16 protein-coding genes are annotated in these 14,319 nt (G+C 68.3%); 2 read left to right on the top strand and 14 right to left on the bottom strand.

Translation table 11 applies throughout. The features are described from left to right. Positions 1-24 precede the first annotated feature (24 nt). Genes J2X52_RS03510 through J2X52_RS03490 form a run of 5 tightly spaced genes read right to left on the bottom strand, consistent with a single transcriptional unit; the run spans position 25 to position 3,947 of the window. On the bottom strand, positions 25-1,176 hold the full coding sequence (locus tag J2X52_RS03510) for a hypothetical protein (RefSeq protein WP_310148692.1): 1,152 nt from the start codon (positions 1,174-1,176) through the stop codon (positions 25-27). Between the two features lie 28 nt (positions 1,177-1,204). Further along, the gene (gene xerC, locus J2X52_RS03505; protein ID WP_310148689.1) at positions 1,205-2,089 is read right to left on the bottom strand and encodes a tyrosine recombinase XerC; all 885 of its coding nucleotides are present in this window, start codon (positions 2,087-2,089) and stop codon (positions 1,205-1,207) included. 10 nt (positions 2,090-2,099) lie between these two features. Beyond that, positions 2,100-2,777 carry a DUF484 family protein gene (locus J2X52_RS03500; RefSeq protein ID WP_310148687.1) on the bottom strand — a complete coding sequence of 226 codons (678 nt, stop codon included), beginning with the start codon at positions 2,775-2,777 and terminating at the stop codon, positions 2,100-2,102. Further along, entirely contained in the window at positions 2,777-3,616 is an 840-nt protein-coding gene (dapF, locus tag J2X52_RS03495) for a diaminopimelate epimerase (RefSeq protein ID WP_310148684.1), read from the bottom strand. Before dapF ends, J2X52_RS03500 begins: the two co-directional genes overlap by 1 nt. A 37-nt stretch (positions 3,617-3,653) precedes the next feature. Continuing rightward, a complete protein-coding gene (locus tag J2X52_RS03490) occupies positions 3,654-3,947 on the bottom strand; it encodes a hypothetical protein (protein ID WP_310148681.1) in 294 nt (97 codons plus the stop codon). Positions 3,948-4,101: 154 nt separating this feature from the next. Between J2X52_RS03490 and J2X52_RS03485 the strand changes: the two genes are divergently transcribed. Together J2X52_RS03485 and J2X52_RS03480 are read left to right on the top strand one after the other, a co-directional pair. Continuing rightward, positions 4,102-5,199 (top strand): DNA/RNA non-specific endonuclease, encoded by a 1,098-nt coding sequence (locus J2X52_RS03485; protein ID WP_310148676.1) that lies wholly within the window; start codon positions 4,102-4,104, stop codon positions 5,197-5,199. A 12-nt stretch (positions 5,200-5,211) separates the two neighbouring features. Continuing rightward, entirely contained in the window at positions 5,212-5,646 is a 435-nt protein-coding gene (locus J2X52_RS03480; RefSeq protein WP_310148673.1) for a hypothetical protein, read from the top strand. Positions 5,647-5,726: 80 nt separating this feature from the next. Here the strand turns inward: J2X52_RS03480 and J2X52_RS03475 are convergent, their stop codons facing one another. The 9 genes from J2X52_RS03475 to J2X52_RS03435 form a co-directional block, all read right to left on the bottom strand. Continuing rightward, positions 5,727-6,122 (bottom strand): YbaN family protein, encoded by a 396-nt coding sequence (locus tag J2X52_RS03475; protein WP_310148668.1) that lies wholly within the window; start codon positions 6,120-6,122, stop codon positions 5,727-5,729. Between the two features lie 57 nt (positions 6,123-6,179). Beyond that, positions 6,180-6,710, bottom strand: a complete 531-nt coding sequence (locus tag J2X52_RS03470; RefSeq protein ID WP_310148864.1) for a lipocalin family protein — start codon at positions 6,708-6,710, stop codon at positions 6,180-6,182. A gap of 98 nt (positions 6,711-6,808) precedes the next feature. Then, positions 6,809-7,891: a cyclopropane-fatty-acyl-phospholipid synthase family protein gene (locus tag J2X52_RS03465; RefSeq protein ID WP_310148665.1), complete on the bottom strand. Its 1,083-nt coding sequence runs from the start codon at positions 7,889-7,891 to the stop codon at positions 6,809-6,811. After that, a complete protein-coding gene (locus J2X52_RS03460) occupies positions 7,888-8,643 on the bottom strand; it encodes a DUF1295 domain-containing protein (protein ID WP_310148862.1) in 756 nt (251 codons plus the stop codon). Before J2X52_RS03460 ends, J2X52_RS03465 begins: the two co-directional genes overlap by 4 nt. A 47-nt stretch (positions 8,644-8,690) precedes the next feature. Then, a complete protein-coding gene (locus tag J2X52_RS03455; RefSeq protein WP_310148662.1) occupies positions 8,691-9,935 on the bottom strand; it encodes a cyclopropane-fatty-acyl-phospholipid synthase family protein in 1,245 nt (414 codons plus the stop codon). Further along, complete coding sequence (locus J2X52_RS03450; RefSeq protein ID WP_310148659.1) at positions 9,932-10,747, bottom strand: DUF1365 domain-containing protein; 816 nt, start codon at positions 10,745-10,747, stop codon at positions 9,932-9,934. Before J2X52_RS03450 ends, J2X52_RS03455 begins: the two co-directional genes overlap by 4 nt. Further along, positions 10,744-12,045, bottom strand: a complete 1,302-nt coding sequence (locus J2X52_RS03445; protein WP_310148656.1) for an FAD-dependent oxidoreductase — start codon at positions 12,043-12,045, stop codon at positions 10,744-10,746. The genes J2X52_RS03450 and J2X52_RS03445 overlap by 4 nt, the downstream gene beginning before the upstream one ends. Continuing rightward, complete coding sequence (locus J2X52_RS03440; RefSeq protein WP_310148653.1) at positions 12,042-12,995, bottom strand: fatty acid desaturase; 954 nt, start codon at positions 12,993-12,995, stop codon at positions 12,042-12,044. The genes J2X52_RS03445 and J2X52_RS03440 overlap by 4 nt, the downstream gene beginning before the upstream one ends. 180 nt (positions 12,996-13,175) lie before the next feature. After that, the gene (locus J2X52_RS03435) at positions 13,176-14,273 is read right to left on the bottom strand and encodes a glycerophosphodiester phosphodiesterase family protein (RefSeq protein WP_310148649.1); all 1,098 of its coding nucleotides are present in this window, start codon (positions 14,271-14,273) and stop codon (positions 13,176-13,178) included. Between the last annotated feature and the right edge of the window lie 46 nt (positions 14,274-14,319).

Here is a 14,319-nt window from a genome sequence, read left to right as displayed (position 1 = left end):
ACAGGCGGCGTACCCCACGCCGAATCAGCCGCCGACGGGAGACAGACAGGATTGAGCGGCGCCCCCGGGCACTACCGTGTAGCCGAGTGTCTGTCGACCGTCGAGGTGCTCACGTTCGATGCGATAGCGGCCGGGCGTCAGCCACAGCAACGCCGCGCGGGCCCCCTTCGGAACGCGCACCTGGTCGCGCGCGATCGCAAGTGCTGGATCGCCCGGCGAGAACGCGCGCAACAGAGTTTCAGTCTTCGTCGGCGCGATGCAGATCGGCGTCGGCGCGCCCAGTACCGACTTCGCGTCGTCGACTGCTGCGGGTGGATGCAAGACCATCAGATCGGCATGTCCCGAACCGCGCATCGGCACGCCAGCGCGGAACGCAACTAGAGCAGATGCCGACTGGACAGGCCATTCGCCCGCAGTCTCCGGACAGGCCGTCGCGGACTGCTGGATCGTCAGCGGGTCGATGCCCGTGTCCGCGATGAAGCGCGCGGCCATCCAGCCGTCGTCGGCCACTTTGGAGATGTGGGAGCCACCGGCGTACACCAGCAGGCGGCGTCCGGGATTGCGTGTGAGCCAGTCGGCGAGATTGCGCGCCTGCCCCGCCTCGCGCGCGGCGCGACCGTTGCCGTGCATGGCCTCGTAGTGGACGAAGTCCCAGCCCAGCCCCTGGGCGCGACGCAGTGCAGCGGCGAACACGGGGTCCGGCGTGTAGAAGCCGGTGTCCACATCCACCGGGCCGTTCCGGAGTTGCGAAGGCGCCCCGCTGTTCAAGGTCTCGGCGGCCAGCGCATCGAAACCCAGCGCATGCAGGCGCTCGATCACACGCAGCAGAAAAGCGCGATGCACCGTGCGGAAATGCGATTCGTTGAGCATCACCACCCGGCGCCCGGATGCGGCCTCCGTGATGGTGTCGAGTGCATCGCGATACTCGGCGTCTTCGGGAAGCGCAAGCCCGCCGAACAGGGTGCAGCCCCCTGTCTCGTCACCGACGAACACGCCGAGCTGCGCCGCCACCTGATCCATCTCCGGCATCTGCCGCACGCCGTGCATCGCGGCAAGCGGGCGATTCTCCTGCAGACGCTTGTACCAGTCGGACGGCGGTTCGGCTGCTGTCGCAGTTGCGCATGCGACGATCATCAAAAACGCGACCAGCAGCGCTGCGGTTGGGGATATCGGCATTTCGGCTTCCTCCGTGAAGCGTGAGCGATCAGGCCTTGCGTCGTTTCGCCCGCGGATGCGCGGCGTCGTAGACCTTGGCCAGATGCTGGAAATCGAGATGGGTATAGATCTGCGTGGTTGCGATGTCGGCGTGGCCCAGCAGTTCCTGCACGCCGCGCAGATCGCCGGACGATTCCAGCACATGGCTCGCGAACGAATGCCGCAGCAGATGCGGATGCACGCGCTTGAACAGGCCCTGGCGCTGCGCGAGCAGGCGCAGGCGCAGCTGCACCGCTCGCGGGGTGATCGGCGCGCCGCCGCGGCCGGGGAACACCGGTGTCGCCGACGTGCCGCCACTCTCGGTGCGCCACTCGGTCAACGCGCGCAGCGCATGACTGCCGACCGGCACGCTGCGCTGGCGGCTGCCCTTGCCGAGCACGGTCACCAGGCCGCTGTCGAAATCCAGATCGCGCCAGCGCAAGCCGACCAGTTCCGACAGGCGCAGACCCGAGGAATAAAAGAGTTCCAGCAACGCACGATCACGCAGGCCCAGCGGCGCGTCGACCGGCACCTCGACCAGCTGCGTGGCTTCGTCGACATCCAATACCTGCGGCAGCTTCCGCGGCGCCTTGGGGCCACGCACGCCGGCAGCAGGATTGGCGCTGACGTGACCGTGCTTGAGCAGCCATTGATAGAAGCTCCGGCAGGCCGACAAGCGCCGCTGCAGACTCTTGGGCGACAGCCCGCCGCGATGGCCGGCAGCGACAAAGGCGCGGATGTCCTCGCCCTGCAGGCCGCGCAGATCGCCGCGCGCCTGCGCGCCGGTCCAGTCGACAAGCGCGGTCAGATCGCGGCGATAGGCGTCGAGCGTGTGTACCGACATCCGCCGTTCGATCTGCAGATGGTCGAGGAACGCGTCGACGTCGGCGTGCATGCGGGTGCGCTCAGGCGGCGGTGTCGAACCGGCGCATCGCGGTGGCGAACGCCTCGCCCATCATGCGCAGGAACAGCGTGCCCATGCCGGGATAGAAGCGGTTGGCGTCGCGGCTGCCGACCGCGACCAGGCCGATGTCGGCCAGCGGCAGCAGCGCGCTAGACTGCACTTCGTCGACGCGCGGGCCATACAGCAGCGACTGCTTGTCCGGATGGAGGCGGCCGCACAGCGGCTCTTCGTCCTTCAGGCAATCGGCGAAGGGCTGCAGCGCACGGTCATCGCGCGCGACGACCTGCACCCAGTCTTCCTCCAGTCCCGGCACCGGCGCGAACAGCACGATTCGCACCAGATCGCCGTTGAAGTCCTCGGCCAGCGTCGCGGCGAGCGCGCGCACCGTGGATGCCGGATCGGACTGGCGCATCAACGCCAGCGTGAGCTGGTGCGTGCGCACGGCGAGGCGCTCGTTTTCCTGGGAGATCGCGAAGAGATCGCGCAGACGCTTGGACAATTCGCGGTTCTTGTCGCGCAGCACTTCGAGCTGGTAGCTCGCCAGCGATGCGGCCGGGCCGTCCTCGCGTGGCACCACAAGGGTGAGTGCCAGATCAGGGAACTGCTGCAGGAAGCTCGGGTGACGACGCAGCCACATGGCGACTTCGTGTGCGCCGAGTTTCTCGGTCGTTTCGCTCATCACAATTCCCCTTCAAAAACGAATGCGGCCGGCCCGGCCATCGACAGGGCGACGTCGTCGGCCGGCCAGTCGATATGCAGCGTGCCGCCGGGCAACGATACGGCGACGCTGCGCCCGGTGCGACCACGGCGCGCGAGCACCGCGACCGCCGCGCAGGCACCACTGCCGCAGGCCAGCGTTTCGCCGACGCCGCGCTCGAACACGCGCAGGCGGATGCGGTCATCGGCGACGACCTGGGCGAAGCCGACATTGACCGACTCGGGAAACCACGGCGACGCCTGCAGCGCGCGCCCGATGCGCGCCACATCCGCGGCGTCGACATCGTCGACTTCGATCACCGCGTGCGGATTGCCCATCGACGCCGCGCCCAACGTGAGCGTGCCGACGCCGTCGACCGGCAGCGTATACAGCGGTTGCGCTGCATCGACACCGGCCATCGGAATGCGCGCCGGCAGAAACTCGGGAACGCCCATCGCGATCCGATAGCCATCGCCTTCGCGGGTCACCCGATGCAGACCGGCCGGACTTTCGAGCACGAAGTCGTCTCCGCCCACGCCGTCGCGCACCAACCACGCCGCCACGCAGCGCGCGCCGTTGCCGCATTGCTGCGAGGCCGAGCCGTCGGCGTTCCAGATGCGGTAACGCGCGAGCACGCCGGCAACGCGCGGGGTCTCGACGGTGAGGATCTGGTCGCAGCCGACGCCGGTGTGGCGATCGGCCAGCGCGCGGCACAGGGCGGCATCGGGCGGCGGCACCTCGCCGCGCAAGTCCAGCACGACGAAGTCGTTGCCGGCGCCATGCATCTTGGTGAAGCGCAGCGGGGGGGCGGTCCGGGACATCAGATAAGACAGCGGTGCAAACGGATGTCGCGACGGATCACGGCGTTCCGGTGGCCGGCGGGACGTCGAGGATCAGCGGCACCGGCTGCGCAGGCGGCGTGTCGGTCGCATCGTCGCTCATGCCGTCGTCCGAGGTCTCGTCGTCGGCGTCGTCTTCCCACGCGGCGTCCTCCGCGGCGTCGAGCTGCTCCTGGGTCGGAATCGACGACTTGAAGATGTAGCGGCCACGGTCTTCCGGCGGCACCTGGCGGGGCGACAGGAGGTCGGCCTTGTTGCCGCAGGCGGACAACAACAGCGTGGCGGCGAGGATCGGCAGGAGACGGATGTGCATGCGCGGAAGTGTAGCCCGCCGCGTGGCGGGCGACATCACCGGCGTTGTCGTTCAGATGACAGCACGATGACCGCGCACCAAGGGTCGGCCCCAGATTGTCCGGGCCCGCCGGCCCGCCCAGACTTTGCCCAATCCGCGCCGACAGGACCGCACGATGAGCATTCTCGATGGGCTGGGCAACGCCGCATCCCAGGTGGGCGGCGTCTTCAAGGGCGCCGGCGAAGTGCTTTGGGAAACCGGTGAAGGCGTGGTTACCCTCGGCGGCAACGCACTGAAGGCCAGCTACGACCTGAGCCCCGCCGGTCTGGCCGTGGACGGCGTCACCGGCCTGTACGAACACGCCACGGGCGACACCCTTGACGCGCCGGACTGGCTGCCGTCGGCCGCACGCGGCGGCGAGCGCATGGAAGCCGCTGCCGAGGTCGTGTCCACCCTCGCCCGCAATCCGGGACTGCTGGTCGACGCGGTGGTCGATCCGATCCAGGCCGACTGGCAGGCCGGCAACTACGGCGAAGCGATCGGCCGCGGTGCAACCGAACTGGCGCTGGCCGTGGTCGGCACCAAGGGCGCCGACAAGGCGGCCAAGGGCGCGAAGGCGGCCGATGCTGCCGACACGGTGGCCGATGCCGCGCGCGTCGCCGAGCGCACGGATGATCTGGGCGACGCGGGCCGCACCACCGCAGCGCGTGCCGACCAGGCGGATCTGGCCGACATCCTCGCCGACGCCGAGACCGGCCGCACCATCGGCGGGCGTCCGGTGCTGGCCTTCGAGTCGATGGACGACTTCAACCTCGCCGCCAACGCCGCGCGTCCCGACGCTGTCTACGAATTCGGCAACTACCGCTGGACCACCGACGACCAGGCGCGCGTGATCCGCGCCGAAGGCCGCGTGGATCTGGAACCCGTCGGCCGCAACGATGCCGGTCTGCAGCGCGACATCGGCAATGAAGGCCGGGACACCGACGTCGGCTTCCACATCATCGCCGACCGTCTCGCCGGGCCGACCAACCGGCTGAACGTTGTGCCGGGGAACGGCAAGCCGATCGGCGATGGCCTGCCCAACCTCAACAACGGCGAATACAAGCGATTCGAGAACGAGCTCGCGCGGCTCGCTGGCGACGGGCACGAGGTGGATATGCGGGTATCGCCCCAATACAATCCGGGCAACACCAGCAACCGTCCCGACACCTTCGTTGCGGAATACCGCGTGGATGGCGGCGACTGGATCGACCAGACCTTCCCCAACAAGTGATGCGACCACGCCATGGATGATCTCAATGCCGCCTATGCCGACACCGTGCGTGCCGTCGCGGCGAGCGTCCGGGATGTGAACGACGGCGAATGGGGCGCGCGCGACTGGCTGCGCCTCGTGGTCGATTTCGAATCGCTGTCCGAAGACGGCGGCGCGCCGCGTACCAGCAGCATCTCGTTCGCGATCGCACGCGAGGGCGACGGTCCGCTGGAAAAGGTCGGGTTCCGACTGTCGCCCGAAGCCAAGGCCGGCTTCGCGCAGATCGGCAGGATCATGCACGCGCAGAAGGGCCAGGACTGGACCACGAGCACGCTGGTGGTCGAACGCGACGGTCAGTACGACTTCCAGTTCGCCTACACCGCGCCGTATCGCCTGTCGGGCAACCTCAACGACACGCGCTACCGCGATTATCTCGAGCGTTACAAGGCCGAGACCGGCACGCCGTAGAGCCGTGTAGGAGCGCGCTTGCGCGCGATGGGGCGTTGCCGCGAGGGGCACATCGCGCGCAAGCGCGCTCCTACCGCAGTTCAGGCCGCCGGCGGCTCCGGCCGCAGCCACAGCCAGGTCGCGACCGCAGCCATGCATGCGATCGGCAAGGCGGTCATCCACCAGCGGTGCGCCGGAATCCACAGCATCAGCGCGAGCAGGATCACCGCGCAGACGGTCATGGTGCCGGTCGCCAGCCATTTCGCGCGGCGGCTGACCGCGCCGTGTGCCTGCCAGTCGCGGATCGACGGGCCGAAGCGCGGATGCGCTAGCAGCCAGCGGTGCAGACGCTCGGATCCGCGCGACGCGGCCCAGGCTGCGATCAGCACGAACACCGTCGTCGGCAGGCCGGGTACGAACACGCCCACGATGCCGAGGCCGAGACTGGCGTAAGCCAGCAGCCACCAGGCCCAGCGAAAGCGCGTGCGTCGTTGCATGACGCGCATTCTATGCGCAGCGCCTGTGATCGCCGGGCGCCGCTCGGTTTGCGCCGGTTATTCGAGGCGGCTTGCGTCGGGCACGCGCGCCGGATCGGCGGCCGACTGGGGCACGCGGCGAATCTTCGAGATGTCGTACCCCAGCGCGGTGATGCGCTCCATGTGCGCCGCATAGTCGGATTCCGAGATCGCCGGCGTACGCGCCATCAGCCACACGTAGTCACGCTTGCTGCGCCCGACGATGGTCTGCTGGTAGTCGTCGTCGACATAGACGATCACGTACTCAGCCTTGATCGGCCAGACGAACTGCATGCCCCAGATCGCATTGCCGGTCCCTTCGCGCACGGTGCCGGTGGGGTGCAGCGTTTTGATCTTCTCGTCGAAGCCGCCATCGCGATACCGGAACGTCGTATCGACCTTGCCGTCCTCACGCAGCGTATAGGTCTCGACCGAATCGAAGGCCTCTCGCTCCAGACGCGTCGGGATCTGCGCGATCACGTACCAGTCGCCCATGAAGCGGGGGACGTCGACATGCGCGACCGGGGGAATCTGTTCCTTCACGTTGTCGCCTCCACAGGCCGCGAGCATGCCGGTGGCGATGCCCGCGAAGATCAGGCCGGCGGCAAACCGCCGGTTCGTAGTCGTCATGAAAAGCTCTCCTGCCGCGAGTACGGCCTCGGACGCGGTCAGCCCGCGCGTGCAAACCGGTAATGCGCGACCAGCCACTGCTGGCCATGTTCGTAGCCGAACAGCTCGGCGCAGGACATCCAGAACATGCGCCAGCGCTGGAACCACAGCTTCGCGCCCTCGTGGCCGTAGGCCTGCTCCAGCACAGCCATCACTGCCTCGCGGTTGCGGTCCTGGTTGGCGAGCCAGTGGTTGGACGTCTTCTCGTAATGCGTGCCGTCGAGCAGCCAGCGCTGCTCGATGCCGAGATCCCCCTGCTGGAAATGCAGCAGCGTGTCCGCCGCCGGCATCAGGCCGCCAGTGAAGAAATGCCGACCCATCCAGTTGTCTTCGCCCGCGGTCTCGTAGGGATACATCAGCGTGCGGTGGGCGAAGATGTGCACGAATAGCTTGCCGCCCGGCCGCAGCCACGTGCCGATGCGCGTCATCAGGATCTGGTAGTTGCGCATGTGCTCGAACATCTCGATCGACACCACGCGGTCGAATGCTTCGGCGTCGAGCTCCAGCTGGTTCACATCGCAGGTGATCACCCGCACGTTGCCCAGCCCGCGCGCCGCGCACTGCGCTTCGATGTGCTCGCGCTGCGGGCGCGAGTTCGACACCGCGGTGATGCGCGCGCCGGGGAAGTGCTCGGCCATCCACAGGGTCAGCGAGCCCCACCCGCAGCCGAGCTCCAGGATGTCCTGGCCGTCGGCGAGTTCGGCGCGCGCGCCGTACAACGCCAGCATCGCGTCCTCAGCCTCGTCGAGCGTCTCCTTGCCGGTCGGGTAGTAGCAGCTGCTGTACTTGAAACGACGCCCGAGGCACAGCGCGAAAAATTCCGGCGGCAGCTCGTAGTGCTGGGTGTTCGCCGCATCGGTATGGATGGCGACCGGGCTGGTGCGCAGCGCCTGCAGCAAGGTATCGAAGCGCGTCGACTGCGCCTCCATGCTGCCTTCGGTCTCCTCGGCCAGGCGCTGTGCACACAAACGACGGATGCCGAGGCGCAGCGCGGCGTCCGGCACCAGCCCCCGTTCGGCCATGCCGATCAGGCCGGGCGCAGCGGTGTCGCGTTCGAGTTCGGGGCGGGCCACGGCATTCATGCGGAAGGTCCTTCGGAATCGGAGCGGGCGGGTTCGGATCGGGGAAACCACGGAAACAGCATCGGCGTGGTGCGCTGGTAGTCGCGGTAGTCATCGCCGCGCGAGCGCAGTGCCTGCTGCTCGGTGTAGGGAATGCCGCTGACATACCGCAGGAACAGGTACATCAGCACCGGCCCCACCAGCGCCAGCCACCACAGCGGCGAGCCTGCTGCGAGCACCACGTAGGTCAGCCAGTGGAGCCACTCGAAGAAATAGTTCGGATGCCGCGAGTAACGCCACAGCCCATCGCGACAGGTCTTGCCGCGGTTGGTCGGATCGGCGCGGAAATCGGCGAGCTGCCGGTCGGCGACCGCTTCGCCGCCGACGCTGATCAACCACACCGCGATTGCGGCCAGCAGACCGAGCGAGGACACCGGATTCGTGGCCACCGCGAGGAACGGCAGCGCGAACAGCACGATCAGCAGCGCCTGCGCCTGGAAGAACAGGAAGAACTTGCGCTGGTCGCCATGCCAGTGCTTGCGTAGATAGGCGTAGCGACCGTCTTCATCCTCCCTGCGGACGCGCTTCCACAGATGCGCGGCCAGCCGCAGGCCCCACAGTCCACCGAGCACCGCGAGCAGGATCCGCGGCAGCGGCGCGCCGTCGCCGAGCAGCGCGACAACGACCGCCGCGCCGCCGACCCCACTGGCCCAGACGACGTCGACGATGCCGGCGTTGTCGCGTGCTTTCTGCCAGCGCCAGGCGGCGGTCATCGCGATCGCCGCAAGTACCCAGACCAGCAGCAACGTCCATGGCGGGCTCACGACGCGAACCTCCGGATGTGGTCAGGCTTGCCGAACAGCAGATGCGAGACGCCGATCGATCGTTCGCGGAAGCCGCCCTCGCAGTAGGCGAGATAGAACGTCCACATGCGCTCGAAACGGGTGTCGAAGCCCAGCTTGCGCACATCGGGCAGGCGCGACAGGAAGCGCTCGCGCCAGAGCTGCAGCGTGCGCGCGTACGAGGGACCGAAGTCGTCCTGCTGCAGCAGCTGCAGATCACTGGCGGCAGTCTTGGCCTGCAGCATCGCCGAGATCGACGGGATGAAGCTGCCGGGAAAGATGAAGCGCTTGATGAAGTCCACCGAGTCGCGCGCCTGCACGTAGCGGTGGTCCTCGATGGTGATCGCCTGCACCAGCGCCGCGCCGTGGGGCTTGAGCAGGCTGCCGAGCCTGCCGAAGTAGGTCTCCAGGTACTGGGCGCCGATCGCTTCGATCATTTCGATCGAGACCAGCCTGTCGTAGCTGCCCTCGAGGTCCCGATAGTCCTGCAACAACAGCGTGACCCGGCCCTGCAATCCGGCTTCGGCAATACGCGCGCTGGCCAACGCGTGCTGCTCGCGCGAGATCGTGGTCGTGGTGACGTGGCAGCCGTAGCGTTGCGCGGCGTGCAGGGCGAAGCCGCCCCAGCCGGTACCGATCTCGAGCACCCGGTCACCCGGGCGCAACGCCAGCCGCTCGCAGATGCGATCGAGCTTGCGCGTGGATGCGACTTCGAGTGTGTCGTCTTCGCGCTCGAACAGCGCGGACGAATACATCAGGTCGGACGAGAGGAACAGCGAGAAGAAATCGTTGCCGAGATCGTAATGCGCGGCGATGTTGCGCCGGCTGCCGTCGCGTGTGTTCCGACGCAATGCATTCCAGCCGCGCATCGCCAGTCCACCCAGACGCGCGATACCGGTTTCCATGCCGTCGAGCAGATCGCGGTTGCGCACCAGCAGGCGCACCAGGCCGACGAGATCGTCGCAGTCCCAATGCCCGTCCATATAGGATTCGCCCGCACCGACGCTGCCGGTGGCGGCGACCAGACGGTAGAACGCGGGGTCGTGCACGCGCACCTGCACCGGGCGCAGCTGCGTGTCGCCGAAGGTCTCGCTGCCGAGGGCGTCGTCGAGTTGCAGCGCCCCGCCCTGCAGTTGCGCGAACTGCGCGACAAGCCGCGCACGCAGCGCACGTTCGAGCGCGCCGAACGCACGCGGCGTCACATGGGCGGCGATCTGGTTCATCGAAAAGGCTCCTGTTCGGCGCCCGGCAGGCGCGGATGGTCGTGCACCGGGTTGCGCTTGAGCCATAACCGCAGCGCCTGCCAGTGGATCGCGGCGACGACCTGCACGGTCATCAGCGGGTAGCGCCACAGCACGCGCGCCAGCGCGGACGCATCCAAAGGTCGCCGCTGCAGCGTCATGGTGGCGTCGAATTCGCGCACGTCGTCGCGCAATACATCCATGTGGATGTGCAGATCCTCCACCGGCGGCGTCAGGCGCCAGCGATACCCGTGGTCCATCGCCATGAACGGCGAGACGTGGAACGCCTTGGCGAAGTCCCACTGCAATGCGCGACCATGACGTTCGGCGTCAGCAGCTGGCAGCACGTAGGCGTGACGCTCCTTCCACGGCGTATTGGTGATCTCGGCGACGATACAGTCCAGCGTCGTGCCGTCGGCGCGATAGCAGTAGTAGAAGCTGACCGGATTGAAGACGAATCCGAAGTAGCGCAAGTGCGTCAGCAGGCGGATCGGCCCGTCAGGCCTGCGCCCCAGCGTGGCTTCGACGCGCATGCGCACGGCTTCGGCGAGCGGCACGTCGGTCGGGCCGAGGTAATCGGCGCGGCGGAACCTGGCCAGCGCCGGGCGCCGGGTCGACCACAGCCAACGGCTGTCGAACACGCGATCGAGCTCGTCGAGATCCAGCCACAGCTGCGCGACGCGATACGAGAATGCGTGCGGCACCGGACGGTAGCGGCGATGCCGCACCACGCCTTCGTACACCGCGCTCTGCAGCGGTGCGACGCAGGGCGTGCGAGCGCCGTCGCCACTCATGCGACAGCGCTCACCGGCATCGGCATCGCTTGCGCGCGACCGGCGGCGGCCAGCGGGCCGAGTCCGAACGCGCGCGCGACCTGCGCCGCGCTGCGGATGCCGTCTTCGTGGAAGCCCCAGCCCCAGTACGCACCGGCGTACCAGGTGCGTCGCTGGCCCTGGATCTCGTCGCGCCTGCCCTGCGCGGCCACCATCGCCGCGTCATAGACCGGGTGGGCGTAGCGCATGCGCGCGATGACCTTCGCCGGATCGATCGCATCACTGCGGTTGAGCGTGACCACCAGCGGTTCTGGCGTGTCGAGGGACTGCAACTGATGCATGCAATAGCTCACCGTGCACGCGGCGTCGGGCGTTGCCGGCACGTGCGCGTTCCACGCGGCCCAGGCCTTGCGGTCGCGCGGCAACAGCCGCGCATCGGTGTGAAGCACGGTCTCGTTGGTCTGGTAGCGGATCGCGCCGAGGATGTCGCGCTCGGCCGCGTCGGCATCGTCGAGCAGCGCCAGCGCCTGGTCGCTGTGGCAGGTCAGCACGATCTGATCGAAACGCTCGCTGCCCGCCGCGGACGCCACATGCACGCCCGCCGCATCCCGGCGCACCGCATCAACCGGGCAGCCGACGCGCGCGGTCACCGACCAGCGTGCGCGCAAGGCATCGATGTAACGCGACGAACCGCCGCGCACCACGCGCCATTCCGGTCGCCCGGTCAGCTGCAGCATGTGGTGGTTGGCCATGAACTGCACGAGATACCGCGCCGGAAATTCGAGAATGCTCGCGCTCGGCGACGACCACAGCGCCGACGCCATCGGCACCAGATGCAGATCGCGGAACGCGGCGCCGTAGCGGTTGGCCTGCAGGTAAGCGCCGAGCGTCGGCCCGGCATCGTCGCCGTCCAGCAGCGCAGGCGCTTCGCGATAGAAGCGCTTGAGGTCGCGCAACATGCCCCAGAACCGCGGCGACAGCAGATTGCGGCGCTGGCAGAACAAGGTGTCGAGTGAGGTCGCGTTGTATTCAAGACCGTCGACCTCGTTGTGCACCGAGAAGCTCATCGTCGTCGGCTGCGAGGCCACGTCCAGCGATTCGAACAGACCGCTCAGCAGCGGGTAGTGCTGCGGATTGAACACGATGAAACCGGTGTCGACCGCGTACTCGCGGCCGCCCATCTGCACGGCATGCGTGTGCGTGTGACCGCCCAGGCGCGTATCGGCTTCGAACAGCGTCACCGCGTGGCGCTGCGACAGCCACCACGCAGTGGCGAGCCCGGCGATGCCCGAACCGACGACGGCGATGCGCTGACTCATCCGCGCGCCTTTCCATGCACCCAGGCGGGCACCGGCTTGAGATCGCGCACCAGCCCCAACCAGGACATGAGCTTGAGCCCGTACCAGGTCAGATCGATCTCCCACCAGCGGAAGCCCTGACGCACGGTGCCGGGGAAGAAGTGGTGGTTGTTGTGCCAGCCTTCGCCAAAGGTCAGCAGCGCCAGCCAGAGGTTGTTGCGGCTGTCGTCGCCGGTCTCGAACCGCTGGCTGCCGAAGCGGTGCGACAGCGAGTTGATCGTCACCGTGGCGTGGAACAGCACGGTGGTCGAGATGAAGAACCCCCACACCAGCATCTGTCCGCCGCTCGTGCCCAGGCCCGGCGCGACGCGTTCAAGCAGCGCACCCAGGCCGAACAGCGCGGCCGCGAGCAGCACCGGGACCAGCGTGTCGAACCGGTCCAGCCAGCGCAGTTCCGGGAACTTCGCCAGATCCGGAATCCGCGACCAGTCGGTGCGGAAGCCTTCCCGGGTCAGGAACCAGCCCATGTGGCTCCACCAGAAGCCGTGCACGCGCGGCGAATGCGGGTCGAGTGCGGTCTCGGTGTGGCGATGGTGATTGCGGTGATGCGCCGCCCACCACAGCGGGCCGCGCTGCACGCAGGACGCCCCGATCAGCGCGAACACGAACTGCACCACGCGCGAGGTGCGGAAGGTGCGGTGCGAGAAATAGCGGTGATAGAAACCGGTCAACGCGAACATGCGGATCGCGTACAGCGCAACCGCCACGCCCACCGCGATCGGCGACACGCCCACCCAGAACGCCAGCAGGCAGGCCAGATGCATGGCGACGAACGGCGCCGCGCGCAGCCAGTCGATCCGGTCGTCACCCTCGCGCAGTTCGTGCGTCTGCGCGCCGGTATCGAACCAGCGGCTCAGACTGGCGCGCAAACTGCGGGGACCGGTCGCATTGCGGCCGGGGGCGCTCGACATGGAAACTCCTGCGGTTGTGGCCTACCCGGGGCATACGCGCAGGCGTAAAGAACGGATGCATGGCGCGCGCGTGCGTTCACGTGCGGACGCGCAACGCAGCAGCGTACAGCGAGGGCCGCCGCCAGGGCGCGAACCACCTCGCGAGGCGGCGCCCGGCACGGCGTCAGGCGGCAGTCGCGATCAGCGCGCGTCCACGGCCCGGCGCGCGAGCGCGGGGTCGTCGGCGAACAAGCCATCGACGCCGGCATCGAGATACATGCGCATCTCCGCGATGGCGCCCGTCTCGTTGCGCGCATGGCCGCCGCCGCTGCGCAGCGCGCTGGGCAGATACGGATTCTCCGGCCGGAACGTGTACGGCATCACCTGCAGACCGGCGGCGTGCGCATCGGCGATCAGCGTGGTGGCTTCGAAGCGGCCGCCGCGCCCGACCTCGCCGACTTGCGACTTGTGTGGCCCCAGCATCGACGCGTATTCGGCGATCGCGCGCAGGCCATCCGCGGTGAGCATGTCGCGATAGCGCAGATCGCCGCCTGCGGCATCCACGTCCGCCGGGCGCGCGCGCGGGTCGCCGATCAGCTGCAACAGGCGCAGGTCGGGCAGCACCGGCGCTGTAAGGCCGCCCAAGGTGCGCAGGCTGGTCGGCTCGAACGACTGCACGACCAGCGGCACGCGCGTGGCGATCTCGTGCGTCGCGAGCACGTCGAGCAGCGCCTGCTCCATCGGCAAGCCGATCTCGCGGAAGTACGTCGGATGCTTGATCTCCGGGATCAGTCCGACCGGGCGGCCGGACTCGCGCACCAGATCGTCGAGCAGCACCATGATCTCGTGCAGGGTGGGCACCGCGAACTGGCGATCGAACCAGATGCCGCGCAGGGCAGGCAGCGGTTCGCGCGCGCGCAGCGTCTTGAGCTCGGCGAGCGTGAAGTCCTCGGTGAACCAGCCGGTGACGTCGACACCGTCGATCCGCTGGGTGCGCTTGCGGTCGGCGAACTGCGGATACAACGCGACATCGGTGGTGCCGCCGATCTCGTTCTCGTGGCGCGCGACCAGCACGCCGTCGCGGGTCATCACGAGGTCAGGCTCGATGAAGTCCGCGCCGTCCTCGACCGCGCGGCGATAGGCCGCCAGCGTGTGCTCGGGCATGCGCGCACTGGCGCCGCGATGCGCGATCACGCGCGGCGCGTCAGCAGTGGGCGCGGCAGCGGAGGCAACGCGATCGGGCAGGGTCATGGCGGCAGTGGCGAGCAGCAGCGGGATCAGGAAAGACGTTCGGGACATCGGAGATCGACCTGGGAGCGAAGGCCGGCGAGCGTGGCAGCCGTAC

Source organism: Luteimonas sp. 3794 (assembly GCF_031456825.1).
GTDB lineage: Bacteria > Pseudomonadota > Gammaproteobacteria > Xanthomonadales > Xanthomonadaceae > Luteimonas.
This window is presented reverse-complemented; position numbering and strand designations above follow the sequence as displayed.